At 51.8% G+C, this 19,705-nt stretch carries 21 protein-coding genes; 13 read left to right on the plus strand and 8 right to left on the minus strand.

Annotated elements, in window-relative coordinates:
• Positions 1 to 33: 33 nt before the first annotated feature.
• Entirely contained in the window at positions 34 to 957 is a 924-nt protein-coding gene (locus tag AC534G_RS12730) for a LysR substrate-binding domain-containing protein (RefSeq protein ID WP_038640774.1), read from the minus strand.
• Positions 958 to 1,187: 230 nt separating this feature from the next.
• On the opposite strand from AC534G_RS12730, the gene AC534G_RS12735 reads away from it, so the two are divergent.
• The 5 genes from AC534G_RS12735 (at position 1,188) to rimL (ending at position 6,441) form a co-directional block, all read left to right on the plus strand.
• A complete protein-coding gene (locus AC534G_RS12735; protein WP_110498004.1) occupies positions 1,188 to 2,090 on the plus strand; it encodes a manganese-dependent inorganic pyrophosphatase in 903 nt (300 codons plus the stop codon).
• A gap of 121 nt (positions 2,091 to 2,211) precedes the next feature.
• Positions 2,212 to 3,555 carry a 2-oxoadipate dioxygenase/decarboxylase HglS gene (gene hglS, locus AC534G_RS12740; RefSeq protein WP_110498006.1) on the plus strand — a complete coding sequence of 448 codons (1,344 nt, stop codon included), beginning with the start codon at positions 2,212 to 2,214 and terminating at the stop codon, positions 3,553 to 3,555.
• A gap of 193 nt (positions 3,556 to 3,748) precedes the next feature.
• On the plus strand, positions 3,749 to 5,404 hold the full coding sequence (locus AC534G_RS12745; protein WP_038640767.1) for a glucan biosynthesis protein D: 1,656 nt from the start codon (positions 3,749 to 3,751) through the stop codon (positions 5,402 to 5,404).
• A gap of 166 nt (positions 5,405 to 5,570) precedes the next feature.
• Positions 5,571 to 5,795 carry an HP1242/YdcH family protein gene (locus AC534G_RS12750; protein WP_038640766.1) on the plus strand — a complete coding sequence of 75 codons (225 nt, stop codon included), beginning with the start codon at positions 5,571 to 5,573 and terminating at the stop codon, positions 5,793 to 5,795.
• A gap of 100 nt (positions 5,796 to 5,895) precedes the next feature.
• Complete coding sequence (gene rimL, locus AC534G_RS12755; protein ID WP_038640764.1) at positions 5,896 to 6,441, plus strand: 50S ribosomal protein L7/L12-serine acetyltransferase; 546 nt, start codon at positions 5,896 to 5,898, stop codon at positions 6,439 to 6,441.
• On the opposite strand, the gene ydcK is transcribed toward rimL, so the two are convergent.
• Positions 6,433 to 7,413: a YdcK family protein gene (ydcK, locus tag AC534G_RS12760; RefSeq protein ID WP_110498008.1), complete on the minus strand. Its 981-nt coding sequence runs from the start codon at positions 7,411 to 7,413 to the stop codon at positions 6,433 to 6,435. The two genes, rimL and ydcK, sit on opposite strands and share 9 nt — an antisense overlap.
• Positions 7,414 to 7,526: 113 nt before the next feature.
• Here ydcK and tehA point away from each other — a divergent pair, with 113 nt between their 5' ends.
• The 3 genes from tehA (at position 7,527) to AC534G_RS12775 (ending at position 9,954) form a co-directional block, all read left to right on the plus strand.
• Positions 7,527 to 8,528, plus strand: a complete 1,002-nt coding sequence (gene tehA, locus AC534G_RS12765) for a dicarboxylate transporter/tellurite-resistance protein TehA (protein ID WP_085048156.1) — start codon at positions 7,527 to 7,529, stop codon at positions 8,526 to 8,528.
• Positions 8,528 to 9,124 (plus strand): tellurite resistance methyltransferase TehB, encoded by a 597-nt coding sequence (gene tehB, locus AC534G_RS12770; RefSeq protein WP_085048157.1) that lies wholly within the window; start codon positions 8,528 to 8,530, stop codon positions 9,122 to 9,124. The genes tehA and tehB overlap by 1 nt, the downstream gene beginning before the upstream one ends.
• Before the next feature lie 155 nt (positions 9,125 to 9,279).
• Positions 9,280 to 9,954: a DUF3313 domain-containing protein gene (locus AC534G_RS12775; protein ID WP_038640757.1), complete on the plus strand. Its 675-nt coding sequence runs from the start codon at positions 9,280 to 9,282 to the stop codon at positions 9,952 to 9,954.
• A gap of 40 nt (positions 9,955 to 9,994) precedes the next feature.
• On the opposite strand, the gene AC534G_RS12780 is transcribed toward AC534G_RS12775, so the two are convergent.
• Entirely contained in the window at positions 9,995 to 10,903 is a 909-nt protein-coding gene (locus AC534G_RS12780) for a DMT family transporter (RefSeq protein ID WP_110498010.1), read from the minus strand.
• 185 nt (positions 10,904 to 11,088) lie between these two features.
• On the opposite strand from AC534G_RS12780, the gene AC534G_RS12785 reads away from it, so the two are divergent.
• Entirely contained in the window at positions 11,089 to 11,958 is an 870-nt protein-coding gene (locus AC534G_RS12785; RefSeq protein ID WP_110498012.1) for an AraC family transcriptional regulator, read from the plus strand.
• Here the strand turns inward: AC534G_RS12785 and AC534G_RS12790 are convergent.
• Complete coding sequence (locus AC534G_RS12790) at positions 11,941 to 13,107, minus strand: benzoate/H(+) symporter BenE family transporter (RefSeq protein ID WP_162620725.1); 1,167 nt, start codon at positions 13,105 to 13,107, stop codon at positions 11,941 to 11,943. The two genes, AC534G_RS12785 and AC534G_RS12790, sit on opposite strands and share 18 nt — an antisense overlap.
• Positions 13,108 to 13,212: 105 nt before the next feature.
• Between AC534G_RS12790 and AC534G_RS12795 the strand changes: the two genes are divergently transcribed.
• The gene (locus AC534G_RS12795) at positions 13,213 to 13,749 is read left to right on the plus strand and encodes a helix-turn-helix domain-containing protein (RefSeq protein ID WP_042308263.1); all 537 of its coding nucleotides are present in this window, start codon (positions 13,213 to 13,215) and stop codon (positions 13,747 to 13,749) included.
• 79 nt (positions 13,750 to 13,828) lie between these two features.
• Entirely contained in the window at positions 13,829 to 15,790 is a 1,962-nt protein-coding gene (locus AC534G_RS12800; RefSeq protein ID WP_110498016.1) for a peptidase U32 family protein, read from the plus strand.
• On the opposite strand, the gene AC534G_RS12805 is transcribed toward AC534G_RS12800, so the two are convergent.
• The 4 genes from AC534G_RS12805 to AC534G_RS12820 form a co-directional block, all read right to left on the minus strand.
• A complete protein-coding gene (locus AC534G_RS12805) occupies positions 15,787 to 16,017 on the minus strand; it encodes a DUF2554 family protein (protein WP_038640744.1) in 231 nt (76 codons plus the stop codon). The genes AC534G_RS12800 and AC534G_RS12805 overlap by 4 nt on opposite strands.
• 189 nt (positions 16,018 to 16,206) lie before the next feature.
• Positions 16,207 to 16,332, minus strand: coding sequence for a DUF2474 domain-containing protein (locus AC534G_RS12810; RefSeq protein WP_064507023.1), 126 nt, complete (start codon positions 16,330 to 16,332; stop codon positions 16,207 to 16,209).
• Positions 16,332 to 17,342 carry a cytochrome d ubiquinol oxidase subunit II gene (gene cydB / locus AC534G_RS12815; protein ID WP_085048163.1) on the minus strand — a complete coding sequence of 337 codons (1,011 nt, stop codon included), beginning with the start codon at positions 17,340 to 17,342 and terminating at the stop codon, positions 16,332 to 16,334. Before cydB ends, AC534G_RS12810 begins: the two co-directional genes overlap by 1 nt.
• Entirely contained in the window at positions 17,342 to 18,745 is a 1,404-nt protein-coding gene (locus AC534G_RS12820; RefSeq protein ID WP_110498018.1) for a cytochrome ubiquinol oxidase subunit I, read from the minus strand. The genes cydB and AC534G_RS12820 overlap by 1 nt, the downstream gene beginning before the upstream one ends.
• 264 nt (positions 18,746 to 19,009) lie before the next feature.
• Between AC534G_RS12820 and AC534G_RS12825 the strand changes: the two genes are divergently transcribed.
• Together AC534G_RS12825 and AC534G_RS12830 are read left to right on the plus strand one after the other, a co-directional pair.
• Positions 19,010 to 19,186 carry a type II toxin-antitoxin system HicA family toxin gene (locus tag AC534G_RS12825; RefSeq protein ID WP_085048165.1) on the plus strand — a complete coding sequence of 59 codons (177 nt, stop codon included), beginning with the start codon at positions 19,010 to 19,012 and terminating at the stop codon, positions 19,184 to 19,186.
• 46 nt (positions 19,187 to 19,232) lie between these two features.
• Positions 19,233 to 19,649 carry a type II toxin-antitoxin system HicB family antitoxin gene (locus tag AC534G_RS12830; RefSeq protein WP_162620740.1) on the plus strand — a complete coding sequence of 139 codons (417 nt, stop codon included), beginning with the start codon at positions 19,233 to 19,235 and terminating at the stop codon, positions 19,647 to 19,649.
• The last annotated feature ends 56 nt before the right edge of the window (positions 19,650 to 19,705 follow it).

Below are 19,705 nucleotides of genomic sequence, written 5' to 3' on the forward strand. Positions count from 1 at the left end.
ATAAGGGACCAGATGGTCCCTTAATTTTTGGTATCAAAACGGTATGGTTTTGCGTATCGCGCCAATGAGAATTTGCGCGGCAGAGGAAAGCTGCACGTCTACACGGGTAAGAATGCCAATAGGTTCACCCGCCCCGTGGGTGGGAATCGGCAATGATACCAACGTCGCCTGACGTAAATCTTCCCGGACCGCGCCTGACGGCACAAACCATACATAGTCGTAGTCAACCGTCAGCTGGCGGGAAAGCGATGCTGACAGCGTTTCGATGCAGCCCGGCGGCATTTTGCAACCCTGGCTTTGCAGCAGTGTCTCCGCGTGCTGACGAGGAGCGGTTCCTTTTGGTGACACCACAACGGGCCATTCCATCACCCGACTCAGCGTGATGGTTTCCTGCAACAACGGGTGGTTAGGCCGCACTACCAGTTTGAGCGACTCAAGAAACAACAGCTCGTAATTCAGACCGACCATTAATTCCGGATCGGCCATCCGACCGATACCGAGATCGATTTCTCCCGATTTTAAACCGGCCAGAATCATGGGATTACTCATGGTGGCAACTTGCAGCGTCGTCTCCATTTGCTGCTTATGGAACGGACCGATTACCGCCGGAAGGATACCCAGCGCAGCGGTGGGTAAGGCCCCAATCCGTACGACGTCAGTCTGCGACTCTTCGCGCTGGTTTAACGCCTGTCCGGCAGTATTGAGTGCGTCCAGTACTCTCACCGCGTGGGTAAGAAACTGCTCGCCGGGCAATGTTAACTGCGCGCCAAGGCGACCGCGTTCAAAGAGCCGGGTACCGGTCAGTTGCTCCAGTTCATTCAGTGTTTTGGAGAGGGCCGGCTGGCTCAGATTTAGGGTTTCAGCCGCGCGCCCCAACGTTCCCTGTTGTGCAACGGCGACAAAAGTATGCAGGTGGCGCAAGCGAATGCGCTGATTGAACAGAACATTTTTTTCCATAAGCGATGTTAAAAACAGAGCCGTGTCGGTGACAAGTGAAGTTGTTCGTTTTTGATAACTTGATAGCAAAATATTATTAACATTTATCATGTTTTACTTACAACTTATTTATTTTGCTCGTGTTTTGTACAGCCAGGCAGGGTGGTGGGATCATGGAAGGGAATGCACCCAGTCGTTATACTTTGAATATTGTTTGCTTTTGCACCCTTTCTCTCACAAGGCACTGATTAATGATACATGTAGTAGGACACCTTAATCCCGATAGCGATGCCATTTGCTCTGCCGCAATGACGGCGCGTTGGCTTACCTTACGCGGTCAGCAGGCCACGGCATGGCGTCTGGGTGAACCTAACCGCGAAACGAAGTTTATCTTTGCGCAAGCGGGGCTGGCACTTCCTGAACGGCTGACGTTTGAGTTGACCGATCGTGACGTCTGGTTGGTTGATTTCACCGAACCTGCCCAAGGACCGCAATCGCTGGCAGACAGTAACGTCGTGGGGATTATCGATCACCACCGACTCGGTGGATTAGTCACCCGTCTGCCGCCAGAAGTGTGGGTGAAGCCTGTCGGCAGTAGCGCGACGCTGTTATGGCAACTGATGTCGGAAGATGAGCGTAGCCAGTTATCTCCCGCGGAGGCCGTTTTGTTGCTGGGTGCCGTGCTGAGTGACACTGTCACGCTTCGTTCACCCACGACCACCGCTGATGATCGTTTGGCGGTCGATGCGCTGGTTCAAAAGACCGGTGTAGACCTGGACGCCTTCAGTCGCGACCTGCTGTCTGCCAAAACGAGCGTGGAAGGGATGAGCGCCCGCGAACTCCTGCAGAAAGACATTAAAACCTTCACTATCCAGGGGCATCAGGTCTGTGTGGCGCAGCTTGAACTGTACGCGCTGCAACAGGTTGATACAGTGCTGGATGAATTACGCCAGGAAATGACGCGCTATGCGCAGGAAAAGAATGCCGCACTGGTTGTGCTCATGCTCACCGATATTAATCTGGGCGACACCAGTCTGTGGTTTGCCGGTTCTGAGCTTTCTGACATCCCGCAGCCCTGCAAGGTGGAAGGTATGCTCAGCCGTAAAAAACAGATGCTCCCCTGGCTGGAAAGTCATTTAAAACCACGCCAGTAGGTTCGGTTCGCCGTCTGTATGGGGTGGGAAACTTACGCGGGGTCACACTTTGTAAATTCTTCCCACCGGACTTTGCAGCGTTCTCTACACTCCAGGTAATATTCACTGGAGGCATGACATTATGGCGAACACCATCACGGCAGATGAGATTCGGGAACAATTTTCGCAGGCAATGTCAGCAATGTACCAGCAGGAAGTCCCGCAGTATGGCACGTTGCTGGAACTTGTCGCTGATGTGAATCTGGCGGTACTGGAAAATAATCCGACGCTGCATGAAAAACTGGCTAATGCGGATGAACTGGCCCGGCTAAACGTTGAGCGCCACGGCGCCATCCGGGTGGGCACTGCGCAGGAGCTTGCTACGCTGCGCCGGATGTTTGCCATTATGGGCATGTATCCGGTGAGTTACTACGACCTCTCTCAGGCCGGCGTCCCTGTACATTCCACGGCTTTTCGGCCCATCGACGATGCATCGCTTTCGCGCAACCCGTTTCGGGTATTCACCTCGTTATTACGGCTCGAATTAATCGAGAACGTAGCGCTGCGGCAAAAGGCTGCGGAGATCCTTGCAAAACGCGACATTTTCACTCGTCGTTGTCATGAACTGCTGGATGAGTTTGATGCGCAGGGCAGTTTTACGCCTGAGCAGGCGCAGGAGTTTGTCCATGAAGCACTGGAAACCTTCCGCTGGCATCAGCACGCCACGGTAGATGAAGCGACCTATCACGCATTACACAACGAACACCGGCTGATTGCCGATGTGGTGTGTTTCCCTGGGTGTCACATCAACCATCTGACGCCGCGCACGCTGGATATTGACCGGGTACAGTCCATGATGCCGGAATGCGGCATAGAGCCGAAAATCTTGATTGAAGGGCCGCCGCGCCGCGAGGTGCCGATTTTATTACGTCAGACCAGTTTCAAAGCGCTTGAAGAACCGGTGCTGTTTGCCGGTGAAATGCGCGGCACTCACACGGCGCGTTTTGGCGAGATTGAACAGCGCGGCGTAGCGCTCACACCGAAAGGCAGAGCCTTGTATGATGAACTGTTGAATAAAGCGGGAACGGGAAAAGACAATCTGACGCACCAGCTGCATCTTCAGGAGGTATTCAAGGCATTCCCGGATAGCGAGTTTCTGCTGCGCCAACAGGGACTTGCCTGGTTTCGTTATCGACTGACGCCGTCAGGCGAGGCGCATCGCCAGGCTATTCGCCCGGATGACGATCCGCAACCGCTCATTGAGCGCGGCTGGCTGGTTGCGCAACCTATCATCTACGAAGATTTCTTACCGGTTAGCGCTGCGGGGATTTTCCAGTCAAATCTGGGTAATGAAACTCAGGCTCGCAGCCATGGGAATTCCAGTCGCGACGCGTTTGAAGAGGCACTGGGTTGCAAGGTATATGACGAATTTATGCTGTATCAGGAGGCTGAAGAGCGAAGTAAACGGCGGTGTGGTTTACTTTAACAGAATTTACACGGGATTCAGTCTGTTCCCATCGACATAAAATATTTTCGATTTTGTACAGATAATCGGCGACCAACAATTGGATTATTAATGAATTTTGTCTAGAGTGAGCGGTCAGAAATGTGCACTCTCTTGCCGCAGATTTTGACCGGCGCGGGACCATTTACACGACCAGAAGGACTCACTTTCAGGCATGAATCGCAGACGATTTATTAAAGGTTCAATGGCAATGGCCGCCGTGTGCGGAACCAGTGGTATTGCATCACTCTTTTCCCGCGCCGCCTTTGCGGCAGAGTCTGACATTGCAGACGGAAAAACCGTACGTTTTGATTTTTCCGTTCTGCAATCGATGGCCCACGACTTAGCACAGAAACCCTGGGGCGGCGAGCCGCGTGCGTTACCCGACACGCTGGCGAAATTGACGCCGCAGGCCTACAACAGCATTCAATATGACGCAGAGCAGTCTCTGTGGAACAATGTTGAAAATCGTCAGCTTGATGCGCAGTTCTTCCATGTGGGAATGGGATTCCGCCGCCGGGTTCGCATGTTCTCGGTCGATGACAGTACGCATATGGCGCGTGAAATCCACTTCCGTCCGGAGTTGTTTAAATACAACGACGCGGGTGTGGATACCAAACAACTGGAAGGGCAAACCGACCTCGGGTTCGCGGGTTTCCGCGTATTTAAAGCGCCAGAACTGGCTCGTCGTGATGTGGTTTCTTTCCTCGGCGCCAGCTACTTCCGCGCAGTGGATGACACCTACCAGTACGGTTTATCGGCGCGTGGTCTGGCGGTAGATACCTATACCGACAGCAAAGAAGAGTTTCCTGATTTCACCGCTTTCTGGTTCGAAACGGTTAAACCGGGCGCGACCTCCTTTACCGTGTATGCGCTACTCGATAGCCCAAGCGTAACAGGTGCCTTTAAGTTCGTGATCCACTGCGAGAAAACGCAGGTGATCATGGATGTACAAAACCATATCTACGCGCGTAAAGACATCAAGCAACTCGGCATTGCGCCGATGACCAGCATGTTCAGCTGTGGCAACAATGAACGCCGGATGTGCGACACCATTCACCCGCAGATTCATGACTCCGATCGTCTGGCGATGTGGCGGGGCAACGGCGAGTGGATCTGCCGTCCGCTGAATAACCCGCAAAAACTGCAGTTCAATGCCTATACCGATAACAACCCGAAAGGGTTTGGTTTACTGCAGCTCGATCGCGACTTCTCTCATTACCAGGACATCATGGGCTGGTATAACAAGCGTCCGAGCCTGTGGGTCGAACCGCGTAACCAGTGGGGCAAGGGGACCATCGGCCTGATGGAGATCCCGACGACTGGCGAAACGCTGGATAACGTCGTCTGCTTCTGGCAGCCGGAAAAGTCGATTAAAGCTGGCGATGAGCTGGAATTTAAATATCGTCTGTACTGGAGCGCTCAGCCGCCGGTACGTTCGCCGTTGGCTCGCGTGATGGCGACCCGTACAGGCATGGGCGGCTTCCCGGAAGGATGGGCGCCGGGCGAGCACTACCCGGAGAAATGGGCGCGTCGTTTTGCCGTTGACTTCGTCGGTGGCGATCTGAAAGCCGCTGCGCCGAAAGGCATTGAGCCGGTGATAACGCTCTCCAGCGGTGAAGCAAAACAGATTGAGATCCTCTACGTGGAGCCTATCGACGGCTACCGTATCCAGTTTGACTGGTATCCGACGTCTGACTCAACCGACCCGGTAGATATGCGTATGTTCCTGCGTTGCCAGGGCGACGCCATCAGCGAAACCTGGCTGTATCAGTACTTCCCGCCAGCGCCGGATAAACGTCAGTACGTTGACGACCGTGAGATGCGTTAATCACTCCTTTTACGGCTCTCCTGAGGGGGAGCCGTATCTGCAATCTTTCTGAAAATAGTCTGTACGCTATTTACTCGATCCTGTTCGCATTTTTCTGTATGGGAAATGGGTACTCTGGAGCTGTGTATTTCTTATACACGTTCTTGTCCACTAACAGGGAGAAAGTATGTTTCCAGAATACAGAGACCTTATTTCCCGACTGAAAACCGAGAACCCTCGCTTTCTGTCCTTATTCGAAAAACACAACAGCCTTGATCATGAGATCTCCAGACTGGAAGGTGCGGATGGTCGGGGGTATAGTTTGGACATTGTTCGCCTTAAGAAACAGAAACTCCACCTGAAGGAAGATCTGCTCAAAATTTTGCAAAAAGAGAGTGTCGGTGAGAGCTAAGTAAAACAGCGCTTGCTGTGTAAAAGGGCTTCCAACAGGGAAGCCCTTCCTGTTTTATTATGAGCAGAATTAGCTGCTTAACGATCGTAACGGAAAGAAAATGCCAGAAGTGATAACCATTAATGATTCGCTGGAACTGCGTGCCGTCGAAGAACAACACGTCACCCCTCTGCATCAGTTGGTGCTGAAAAATAAAACCTGGCTCCAGCAGTCGCTGAACTGGCCGCAGTTTGTCGAATCCGAGGACGACACGCGCAAAAACGTGCAGGGAAATATGATGTTGCACCAGCGCGGCTACGCCAAAATGTTCCTGATTTTTGCACAACAGAATGTGGTGGGCGTCATCGCGTTTAACCAGATAGAGCCGCTGAACAAAGCGGCCTATATTGGTTACTGGCTGGATGAAGCTCATCAGGGTAAGGGCATTATGTCCCTGGCGCTACAGGCATTGATTCATCATTATGCGCAGCGCCAGGAAATTCGCCGCTTTGTGATTAAATGCCGCGTAGAAAACGTTGAGAGCAACCGGGTGGCATTGCGCAATGGCTTCCAACTGGAAGGATGTTTACGACAAGCAGAGTTCCTCAATGGCGATTACTATGATGTGAATCTCTATGCCCGCATCATTGATGGTCCCTCAGAATAAGCCTGCGATAGGTGTGCGCGTAATGCGCTGCTCACCATTGATCACCTTCGGCCCGCGCAGATGAATAGCATCGCCATCAAACGCTTCAATGTGCGCCTGGCCGGTTATCTCAATGTGATTCTCGACCAACACTTCTCCAAGAACGCAGGCGTGACCTTCAATCAGGATGTGATCGTCAAGCTGGATTGGTCCGCCGCGTAATGTAGCATGTCCCCCGACCAACACATGGTGCTTCAGCACGCAATTACCCTCGACTACCGCGTGTTCTGCCACCTGTGAGCTGTAGCGCAGGGTAGGAATAGCATCTTCATCGGTTCCGGCGATGACGCGCGCATGCCCGTAGACTTTGGCGCAATCGCAAATCCAGACATTATTCTCTTCATTACCTTCCACCTGGGCAAAATCAAAAACTTCCGCCCGATGTTCAATAAAGGCGTAGTTGATTTTCGCATCGCCATAGATCTGCGCCTGATGCACTACGCGTGAGTTGCTGATGGTCGCCCGATCGTAAATCTGCAGCAACTGGTCGTTTTCAACAGTGAGTCCCCTGGCGGCAATGATTTCGGATCCACATACAACGCGTGCATTACCCCAGAGAAGGCACTCGCCGCGAATAACCGAATCCTGTATCGTGACGTTGTCACGTATTTGTGCGTAATGGCTGATTTCTGCCCGGTCAATCCACACGGCATCGCCTATTTGCGCGCCATCTCTGACGACGCTTGCCTGAGTAACCCGGGCGTTTCCGGTTATCGATGCGCCGGAAAATGCGAGCGCATTTTCATCGTAAATCCAGCAATCACCGCTTTGCGACAAGACGCTTTCGTCATCAATCCAGCCGCCAGGCGTACCGGCGGTAACATCATTAAAATCAATGAGCGCAATGATTTGGCGTAGTAATACGCTTTTTTTATTGCCATTATCCTGGTAACTAAAGGAGCGAAGCTCATCGCTGAGTCGATATTTGGTCATTGCTCATTTCCATGTTGCGCACCTTAGTTAAACGTAGCAAAGTTTTCCGCACTGGCTAAACCGGCTGAAATTCCATAAAATGCATTTCAAATATACTTTAAAAAATAAACAAAATGAGTAAGAGCAAACAGAGTGAACGGGTCCTCAATCTTCCGGCCGGTTATTTTGGCATGGTACTGGGGACAATCGGGATGGGATTCGCCTGGCGCTATGCCAGCCAGATTTGGCCGGTGAGCCACTGGATTGGCGACGGTTTAGTGATTCTCGCCATGGCCATTTGGGGGCTGCTGACGCTGGCTTTTATGTATCGCTTGCTGCACTTCCCGCACAGCGTACTGGCTGAAATTCGTCACCCGGTGATGAGTAGCTTTGTCAGTCTGTTTCCGGCCACAACCATGCTGGTAGCCATTGGCTTTGTTCCCTGGTATCGACCGCTGGCGATCGGGTTATTCAGCATTGGCGTGGTGATACAACTGGCGTACGCGGCCTGGCAAACGGCAGGATTATGGCGTGGAGCGCATCCAGAGGAAGCCACCACGCCGGGTCTGTATCTGCCGACCGTCGCCAATAACTTTATCAGCGCAATGGCCTGTGGTGCGCTTGGTTTCAATGATGCCGGAATGGTGTTTTTGGGGGCAGGCGTATTTTCCTGGCTCAGCCTGGAACCGGTGATCCTGCAACGTTTACGTAGCTGCGGGGAACTGCCAGCGGTCTTACGGACTTCGCTAGGCATTCAACTGGCGCCCGCGCTGGTCGCTTGCAGCGCCTGGCTTAGCGTCAACGGCGGTGAGGGGGATACGTTAGCCAAAATGCTGTTCGGCTATGGTCTGCTGCAACTTCTGTTTATGCTACGTCTCATGCCATGGTACCTGTCGCAACCATTTAATGCCTCGTTCTGGAGCTTCTCGTTTGGCGTGTCGGCCCTGGCGACGACGGGCCTGCATCTGGGACACGGCAGCGAATCAGGATTTTTTCATACGCTGTCTATCCCTCTGTTTATTTTTACCAATTTTATCATTGCATTATTACTGATACGTACGCTTGCTTTGCTGCTGCAGGGAAAGCTGCTTATCCGCACAGAACGTGCTGCATTACTGAAATCTGAGGATAAATGATGACTCATTGCGACGAAAACTACTTTACTGAGAAATACGATTTAACCCGTACGCATTCCGATGTTGTTGAAGCGGCAAAAGTGGTCGCGCCAGGTAAAACATTAGATCTGGGCTGTGGTAATGGCCGTAACAGCCTGTACCTTGCGGCAAACGGCTATGACGTTACCGCATGGGATAAAAACCCCATGAGCATAGCGAACCTTGAACGTATTAAAGCGGCGGAAGGACTGACCAACCTGCATGCGCAAGTCGCGGATCTTAACGCCTTACGCTTTGATGGCGAATATGATTTTATTCTTTCTACCGTTGTGCTGATGTTCCTTGAGGCTAAAACTATCCCGGGACTGATAGATAATATGCAGCGCTGCACGAAGCCAGGCGGATATAATTTAATCGTTGCGGCAATGGACACTGATGATTTCCCGTGCACTGTTGGTTTTCCGTTTGCGTTTAAAGCGGGTGAATTACGCAACTATTACAGCGGGTGGGATCTGCTGAAATACAACGAAGACGTGGGTGAACTTCATCGTACGGATGAAAATGGTAATCGCATTAAACTGCGCTTTGCCACTATGCTGGCACGCAAAACTGTCTGAAGCTCCTGTCTGGGTTAACTCTCTCTGCGTTCAGCATTTTTTATGTTGAGCGCAAAGATAAAATTGTGCGGTCCTTACCATTTTTAGTGCATCCAAAATGAATCTGTTTTGCTATTCTTTTTAGGCATCATTGCGAAAACTAAAGGGATCGTTTCATGCGTACTCATACTTTATTTAAAGTTGCAGTGCTTACTGGCTTGTTGGCATTATCCGGCTGTGCGTCAAAAGTGACCGAGCCGGATAAATATTCTGGGTTTTTAAAAAATTACTCTGATCTGAAGGAAACAAAATCGGCAACCGGACAAACGGTACTCCGTTGGGTTGACCCGAACTACAACGAATCCAAATATGACAACATTGTATATAACCCGGTAACGTATTATCCGGTTCCTAAACCTACTACGCAGGTAGGGCAGAAGGTTCTTGATCAACTACTGACCTACACCAATACACAGTTGAAATCCGCAATCAGTAAACGTAAACCCCTGGTGACTACCCCCGGGCCACGCAGCCTGATTTTCCGCGGGGCAATTACCGGTGTAGCGACCAGTAAAGAAGGGCTGCAGTTCTACGAAGTGATCCCGGTTGCGCTGCTGGTTGCGGGAACGCAAATGGCAACGGGCCACCGTACCATGGATACCAACCTCTATTTTGAGGGTGAGTTGATTGATGCGGCGACCAATAAACCGGTTGTTAAGGTTGTACGTAAGGGTGAAGGTAAAGATCTGAACAACGAAAGCACGCCGATGGCGTTCGAAACGTTGAAGAAAGTTGTTGATGACATGGCGACTGATGCTTCCATGTTTGACGTGAACAAAAAAACACAATAATAATAATGATGAACGCACCATCCTTAGATGGTGCGTTTTTTTATGCCGTCCGGCGACGATATACGAGCTTACCCATCAGCGCTTCTGGTCGGGCAAACATCACCAGGTTCCCCAGCAAAATCAATACTAATCCCACAATCGCATTTACCTGCCAGATATACCCTTCATACAATGTTGACAGCGTCAGTGCGACCAGAGGAAAAAGCAGCGTACTGTATGCGGCCTTACTGGGACCAATGCGACCGACCAGTGTGAAATAGGCGCCAAAGGCAATCACCGAACCAAAAATAGCCAGGTACAGCAGTGCGCTAAGATAGCTGAAAGTCCACTGCGGAGTGAAGTCATCGCCACGCACCAGCGCAATAGCGGCGATCAGAAATGTACCGTACAACATGGCCCAGCTATTGGTGGTCAATACTTCCAGCCCTTTTTTCTGATGGCGCAGACTTATCATGTTGCCCAATGAAAAACCAAAGGTTCCCAGAGCGCTTAAGCCGATGCCCAGCAGCAGTGAATGGTTGAACCCACTGGTGAGCAAGTCCTGCCAGAACAGGGTGACAATGCCGGTCAGACCGAGACCGGCGGCAATATAAAAGCGTACCGGCGGTTTTTGGCCGAAAAACAGAAAACTATTGACCGCATTGAACAGGACGGCCATCGAGAAAATCACCGATTCAAGGCCCGTGTTAATCCACGCCGCAGCCGTATAAAAACACCAAAAGTTAAAGCAAAAAACGCATCCGCCTTGTAACAGACAAAACAGATGGTCACGACCAGATAGTTTGCGTAATTTACCGCTAACCAGCAGGATTATTATCATTACCGAGCTGGCAACGGCAAAGCGCCAAAAGATAGAAACCGGCGCTGAAACCGGTCCTTGTTGCAGATAAATGGCAATCCATGTCGTCCCCCAAATCACCACCACCAGGCAGTACAATAGCGCGTTCATACAACTCTCTCTTTTTGATCTTCAGGCGCACACTGTGTCACGTTGGGTAGCAGGGGGCTTTCATCAGATTGCGGTGGACTTGCAAAATCTTGCGCTTTTTTTCGCGCAAATGTGAAAAGGAAGCTGTTAACAATATGTAGCTGATATAGACTGAAAGCCTGCTAACTTATTTTGAATGTGATGGTATGTCTCAGCCCTACGGTGCCTTTGAAAACTTACGCAAACACAATGCCGTGCTGCACGAGTCGGTTGCGTTACATTCAGGGATCCAACTGGCGGCCTGGTCAAATAAGCGTGATACCATTACCCAGTATTGCGATCACCATACCCTCAGCTTATACATCGCCGATGGTTACGAGAGTTACCACAAGACGGCCGGCGGCTGGAAGAATGGCGGTGGGCCGGACCGTTTTTGCCTGATGCCGAAAGAGAGCGAATCCAGTTGGGATATTCGTGACAATCTTTCCTTTGTTCATCTCTATTGTACGGACGGCCATTTGCGCGAAGTGGGTGAAAAAGTCTGGGACAAAAGCCCTTATAGCTTCACGCTGGATGAGCATACGTTTGGCAGCGATCCGGGGATAACAGCGGTTTATCGTCAGTTTTTACTCGGGAATGACTGGCAACAACCGGCCAACCATCTCACGCTCAGCGCCGCGTCTTCGCTACTGCTCACGCATCTGATCCAGCATTACAGCAACGTCCAATGGCAGTTGCCCGTTGTCACCGGGGGACTTGCGCCTGCCACATTGCGCAATGTGCTGGCCTACATAGAAGCGCATCTGGCGTACCCCATTACCCTGAGCGATTTGGCAAGTGAGGCGGCGCTGAGTGAGTTCCATTTTGCCCGAATGTTTCGCCAGTCAATGAATATGGCGCCGCATCAGTACGTTATGCAACGACGTATGGTATTAGCACAGCATCTGGTCTGTCATTCTTCCCGCAGTTTGTCGGATATTGCGATGGCTTGCGGGTTCAGTTCAGCGAGCCATTTCAGCAACCGGTTTAAGCAGGTGACGGGTAAAACGCCAACGCAGTTACGTGCGGCGAAATAAAGCAAACACCGCGTAGCACACACCTCCGGCGATCAGCCCCCAAAATGCCGACCCAACCCCCCATAGCGTCAGGCCACTGGCAGTGACCAGAAAAGTAATGACAGCCGCATCACGCTCGGATTCATGATGTAATGCCTGGTATAAGCTGCCGCTAATCGTGCCAAGCAGCGCCAGGCCCGCCAGCATTTGGATCCAGCTTACGGGCAAGGCCGCCATCAGTCCGGTGACCGAACCGCCAAAAACCCCTGCCAAAAGATAGAAGACACCCGCCGCCGCCGCGGCAAGCCAACGTCGCTTTGCATCAGGATGCGCTTCGGGACTTTGGCAAATTGCCGCGGTTATGGCGGCAATGCAAATGGAATAGACGCCAAAAGGGGAAAACAGCAGCGCCAGCAGACCGGTAAAGACAATCAACGGTGAAACGGGTAACGCATAGCCTGACGCCTTCATGGTGGCGATACCGGGAGCATTTTGCGAGGCCATGGTGACCAGAAACAGCGGGAGGGCGATGCTAATGCTGTGGGCAAATGAGAAATGCGGGGCGATAAACTCAGGTAACACTGGAGATAAACTTACCTCATTAGTGACAATGTCACCTTTTATCAGCGCGATGATTATACCTATCAGCATCGCGGCGATTGTCGCATACCGTGGGGCAATGACTTTAAACGCTAACCATGCCACCAGCATGCTACCGCATAAGATAAGCTCACTATTAAGGCTACTGAACGCCAGCAGGCCAAAGCGTAGCAGGATCCCGGCCAGCATGGCTGACGCCAGCGAGTGGGGGATTATTTTCATCAGTCGGGCAAAGAGTCCGGTTACGCCGCACAGCACAATTAAGGCGTTAGCCACGATGAAAATGCCGATCGCGTTCTGAATCGTTACCCCTTGCAGGCCCGTAACCAGCAGTGCGGCGCCGGGCGTTGACCATGCAGTGAGAACAGGGGCGCGATACCATAATGTCAGCGCTAGCGTACTAACGCCCATCGCTATTCCCAGCGCGGTCATCCAACCCGCAATTTGCCCTGTCGTCGCATCTGCGGCCAGCGCCGCTTGCCAGATAATGGCTGCCGAACTGGCATAACCGACCAGCACCGCCACAAAACCTGATAGCACGGTAGGCAGAGGGATTGAAAATGTGCGCATAGCAACTCCGTGTGCGTTATAACGGTCAGTCACTGTAGCACTGTGCGTTATAGCGTACAAGTGCTAAGCTGTAGCCTTGAGAAGGAAGGGCGAAGGAGGAGAAACATGGATAACTTAACTCACTATCTGGCGACGACGCTCAGGACGCTGCGCCACCAGCGGGAATGGAGCCTCTCGCGTCTGGCGGAGGAAACCGGCGTGTCAAAAGCGATGCTGGGGCAGATTGAGCGCAATGAATCCAGCCCTACAGTGGCGACATTGTGGAAAATCGCCACCGGGCTGAATGTCCCATTTTCAACGTTTATTTCGCCTCCTGAGTCAGACGGCACGCCGTCTTTCGATCCCCAACACCAGGCGATGGTCGTCACGCCGCTGTTCCCATGGGATCCTCAGTTGTGTTTCGATCACTTTTCGATACTGCTGGCGCCCGGCGCGCTTAGTGAATCCACGCCACACGAAAGCGGTGTTATAGAGCACGTAGTGGTGATTAGTGGACTGCTGGATATGTGCATTGATGGTCTATGGCGTACCATTAAAGCCGGTGAAGGTGTCCGTTTTGCCGGCGATACGGCCCATAGTTACCGTAACAGCGGTGAACAAACGGTTCACTTTCATTCGCTGATCCATTACCCGCGCAGTTGATCGGGAAAACTATTCCGAAATGCCGCGCTTGTGACTACAATAGCCGCCATTTTTACCGCTTGTGGATGGTAACAACTGTATGCGCCAGCAACCTCATCACCTTGAATTGTTAAGCCCGGCTCGGGATACCGCCATTGCGCGCGAAGCCATTCTGCACGGCGCAGACGCCGTTTACATTGGCGGACCGGGATTTGGCGCGCGTCATAACGCCAGCAACAGCCTGAAAGATATCGCCGAACTGGTGCCATTCGCTCATCGCTTCGGGGCGAAAATCTTTGTGACGCTGAATACGATTTTGCACGATGATGAACTGGAGCCCGCACAGCGATTAATTACCGATCTGTACCAGACCGGTGTTGATGCTCTGATTGTGCAGGATATGGGGATTCTGGAGCTGGATATTCCCCCCATTGAGCTGCATGCCAGCACGCAGTGTGATATTCGCAGCGTCGAGAAGGCGAAGTTTCTGTCTGATGTCGGATTTACCCAGATTGTCCTGGCGCGGGAACTGAGTCTTGAGCAAATTAACGCCATCCACCAGGCCACGGACGCGACCATTGAATTTTTCATTCACGGTGCGTTGTGCGTTGCTTATTCAGGTCAGTGTTATATTTCACATGCGCAAACCGGACGTAGCGCTAACCGCGGCGACTGTTCCCAGGCTTGCCGTCTGCCGTATACCCTGAAAGACGATCAGGGGCGCGTGGTGTCCTATGAAAAACACCTGCTGTCGATGAAAGATAACGATCAGACCGCCAACCTGGGCGCGTTGATTGATGCAGGCGTGCGCTCTTTCAAAATCGAAGGGCGCTACAAAGACATGAGCTATGTGAAGAATATTACCGCGCATTATCGTCAGATGCTCGACGCCATCATTGAAGAGCGCGGCGACCTTGCCCGTTCATCAGCCGGACGCACCGAACATTTCTTTACCCCCTCCACGGAAAAAACCTTCCATCGCGGTAGCACCGATTATTTTGTCAATGCGCGTAAGGGCGATATCGGCGCGTTTGACTCGCCAAAATTCATTGGTCTGCCGGTTGGTGAAGTCCTGAAGGTCGCGAAAGATCATCTGGATGTTGAGGTCACCGAGCCGCTGGCGAACGGCGATGGTCTGAACGTGTTAATCAAGCGTGAGGTGGTTGGTTTCCGTGCCAATACCGTTGAAAAAACGGGGCACAATCGATATCGGGTGTGGCCGAATGAAATGCCAGCCGATTTGCACAAAGTGCGTGCGCATCATCCGCTGAACCGTAATCTCGATCATAACTGGCAGCAGGCGTTAACCAAAACCTCCAGCGAACGTCGTATCGCGGTTGATATTGAACTGGGCGGCTGGCAGGAGCAGTTGATCCTGACGCTCACCAGTGAAGAGGGGGTGAGCATCACGCATACGCTGGACGGTCACTTTGACGAAGCGAACAATGCGGAAAAAGCGTTAAGCAACCTGCAGGATGGTCTGGCCAAACTTGGACAAACGCTTTATTACGCCCGCGATATTCAGGTTAATCTCCCGGGGGCGCTGTTCGTGCCAAACGGTCAACTCAATCAACTGCGACGTGAAGCTGTCGACATGCTGGATGCGGCGCGTTTGCAAAACTATCAGCGCGGCAGTCGCAAACCGGTGTCACAGCCGGCGCCGGTGTATCCACAAACGCATCTGAGCTTCCTGGCAAACGTCTACAACCATAAAGCGCGTGAGTTTTATCACCGTTATGGCGTTCAGTTGATTGATGCGGCCTATGAAGCGCATGAAGAAAAGGGCGATGTGCCGGTGATGATCACCAAACATTGTCTGCGTTTTGCGTTTAACCTGTGTCCGAAACAGGCGAAAGGAAACATCAAGAGCTGGAAAGCGACACCGATGCAGTTGGTAAACGGCGATGAAGTTCTGACGCTGAAATTTGATTGCCGACCGTGCGAAATGCATGTAATCGGCAAGATGAAACATCATATTCTGAAAATGCCGTTGCCGGGCAGCATCGTCGCTTCCGTCAGTCCCGAAGAACTGATGAAAACATTGCCAAAGCGTAAACCTTAACCCTGGTGAGTATCGGGTTTGCGTGATTTTTGCCAGTAATGATGTTCGCGAAGATCGGCGGCGGATTCTTCCGCCGTCACGCGCAGTTCATCGCTGTCGGCGGTGTGCCGTAATACGTGATCGGCATCCTGCACCTGAAGATACTCATGTCCCTGATTGGTTGCGAGAAGTTGACCCGAAAAAAGCGCGCTGGCCAGCAATAACACCGTTAACCCTTTCTTAAACATCATGAACCCTCTGGTACGTTAGCAGCGGAAGTGGCGATAATTTCGCCAGGTGACTATTCAATATTTTAATCGGGGAAATGGCAATCTCTGTTTTGCCAATGAGATGTTTTTTGCATTTTTGTTTGGTCAACGTTGGGATTTGTTACAACCGGGTAGCATCGCGCTGCCCGGTTGTTTTCAGGAAGGGAATCAGGACTTAAAGCCAGCAGCCGTCATCAGTAAACGAAAGAACATACCGACGGCGGCCAGGGCCAGCACGCTGCCGCCCCAGAGGATCACCAGCCACATCAGGCGTTTCCAGATTGATTGTTGCATCAATGATACCCCTCACCATGTTGAACTTTGCCGCGGAAAACGTAGTAGCTCCAGCAGGTATACACCAGAATTATCGGTATAATCAGTAGGGCGCCAACCAACATAAAGCCCTGACTTTGCGCAGGCGCTGCCGCCTGCCAGAGCGTAATGGACGGCGGAATGATATGCGGCCATATGCTGATCCCCAGACCGCTGAACCCAAGGAAGATCAATCCCAGCGTCAAAACAAAGGGCAGTGCATGGCTGTGCTGTTGGTCCAGCGAGCGCCACAACCACATGCTGATCAACACCACCAGCAGCGGAACCGGCATCAGGAACCACAGGTTAGGCAGGCTAAACCAGCGCTCGGCAATCGCACTGTGCGCCAGCGGCGTCCATAGGCTGATAATGGCGATAACAACCAGCATCGCCAGCAGCAGTTTTTTGGCCACACGGCGCATTTTATCCTGCAACGGATTTTCGCTTTTCATCACCAGCCATGTGGCCCCCAGCAGGGCGTAAGCCACGACCAGGCCAACACCGCAGAACAGCGTGAACGGGGTCAGCCAGTCGAAAGGACCGCCGCTGTAACTACGTCCGGTGACAGAAAATCCGTTAAGCACTGCACCTACCACGATGCCCTGAGTGAATGTCGCCAGAATTGAACCGCCGAGAAAAGCTTTATCCCAGAATGGTCGATGTGCCGGCGTGGCATTGAAGCGAAACTCAAAAGCGACGCCGCGAAAAATCAGGCCGAGCAGCATCAGGGTGAGCGGGATCGTCAGCGCATCGACAATCACCGCATAGGCCAGGGGGAAAGCGCCGAATAGTCCGGCTCCGCCCAGTACCAGCCACGTTTCATTGCCGTCCCACACGGGGGCGACGCTATTCACCATCACATCACGGTCATCCGCATCCTGAATAGCAGGAAATAAAATGCCGATACCGAGATCGAAACCGTCCATCACGATATACATCAACGTGGCGAACACGATAATGACAAACCAGATAACTGATAAATCGATACCCATTAGCGGTGAGCCTCCGGTTGAGAATCGAGAACTGCAGCAGAAAGCGGTCGTGCAGGCGTACCGGATGGCGGCGTTGACGGATCATGTTCCTGTGGCCCTTTACGGATCAGGCGGATCATGTAGCTGTAACCGACGCCAAATACGGAGCTGTACACCACAAAGAATGACAGCAAGCTGATGCTCATATGTAAATCGCCATGCGCGGAAACGGCATCCGCGGTACGTTGCAGACCGTAGACCACCCACGGTTGACGGCCAACTTCAGTGGTTACCCAGCCAGCCAGAATGGCAATCAGACCGGAGGGCCCCATCCATAATGCAAAACGCAGGAAAGGACGTGAGGTGTATAGCCGCTGCTTGTAACGTAGCCGCAGGGCGATAGCGCCCAGTAGGATCATCAGCATGCCTAGCCCTACCATAATGCGAAACGACCAGAACACCATGGTTGAATTGGGCCGGTCTTCTTTAGGAAACTCTTTCAGGGCCGGGACTTGTTTATCCAGACTGTGGGTCAGGATCAGACTGCCCAGCGCCGGGATTTCCAGTCCATAGCGGGTACGCTCCTGTTCCATATCCGGCCAGCCGAACAGTAATAGCGGAGTGGGTTCACCGGGCGGATTTTCCCAGTGTCCTTCAATCGCCGCAATTTTTGCCGGCTGGTGTTTCAGCGTATTCAAACCGTGCATATCACCAATCAATGCCTGGAGCGGGGCGACGATTAATGTCATCCACAGCGCCATCGAAAACATAGCGCGAATAGCCGGCGTATTGTTTCCGCGCAGCAAATGCCACGCCGCAGAAGCGGCGACAAATAACGCGCTGCTGAGGAAGGCGGCAACGGACATATGCAGCAAACGATAAGGAAATGAAGGATTGAAAATAACAGCGAACCAGTCGACGGGAACAACCTGACCATTAACGATTTCGTAGCCTTGCGGCGTCTGCATCCAGCTGTTGGAGGCGAGGATCCAGAAGGTAGAAATAATGGTACCTAACGCAACCATACAGGTCGCGAAGAAGTGCAGGCCTGGCCCCACGCGATTCCAGCCGAACAGCATTACGCCCAGGAAACCCGCTTCGAGGAAAAAGGCGGTTAACACTTCATAGGTCAGCAGCGGTCCGGTGATGCTCCCGGCGAACTCGGAAAAACCACTCCAGTTGGTGCCGAATTGATAGGCCATCACCAGCCCGGAAACCACACCCATACCAAAGTTTACGGCGAATATTTTCGACCAGAAATGATATAGCGAGCGCCAGGTGGGATTTTTCGTTTTTAGCCACAGCCCTTCGAGCACTGCCAGATAACTGGCGAGGCCGATGGTAATGGCCGGAAAGATAATGTGGAAGGATACCGTAAACGCGAACTGGATCCTCGCCAGGTGAAACGCGTCAAGACCGAACATGCTTAACTCCGCAGGCAAAATTGATTTGGCGCAATTCTAAGCCTGGGAAGCAATGGAGGGCAGAAACAGAACAGTTCTTTTTAACCATAACAGTTGTCGCTCTGTTATAGGTTGGCCTGGCTGATATGAAATCTGGAAGCTGGATTCCTGTTATTAAATAGCGTCCTCCCCACGCTAGTGATTTTGCGTTATTAATAGCAACACAATCAAAAAAGTAATCATAAATGTTTACTTTGTGCATATAATAGACGACAGGGAGGCGCAGTGAAGCAAAGTGAGTTCAGACGCTGGCTTGAATCTCAGGGAGTTAAAGTTACAAACGGCTCAAATCATCTGAAGTTGAGGTATCAGGGAAGGCGTAGCGTTATGCCCAGGCATCCTGGTGATGAGATAAAAGAGGCCCTGCGGAAAGCGATCCAAAAGCAGCTTGGCTTACAGTAATCATCATCTCTATAAGGCTGACTATATGAGAAATTTTGAGAAAATTATGCGTTATCCCGTTAATCTAATACCCGCCGTGGAAGGTGGGTTCATGGTGTCTTTTCCGGATATTCCTGAAGCATTGACTCAGGGAGAAACTCGCCATGATGCTTTGCAGGCTGCGCAGGCCGCATTGGTCACCGCTTTTGAATTCTATTTCGACGATAACGAACCGATTCCTTTGCCTTCAGCGGTTGCCGCTGGCGCTGACTATGTGGAAATACCACTGAGCGTTGCGTCTAAGGTTCTGTTGTTAAATGCCTTCCTTGAATCGAATATTACCCAGCAGGAGTTGGCAAACAGGATCGGCAGGCCTAAGCAGGAAATCACCCGTTTATTCGATTTAAAGCACGCGACAAAAATTGATGCTGTGCAGATAGCTGCCCGCGCTTTAGGAAAAGAACTGTCAGTAACGATGTTGTAAAACTGTTAACCATAACAGTTATAAAAAATATCTTGATTATGTAAACTGATATATAT

The sequence above is a fragment of the Citrobacter sp. CRE-46 genome (genome assembly GCF_059615875.1).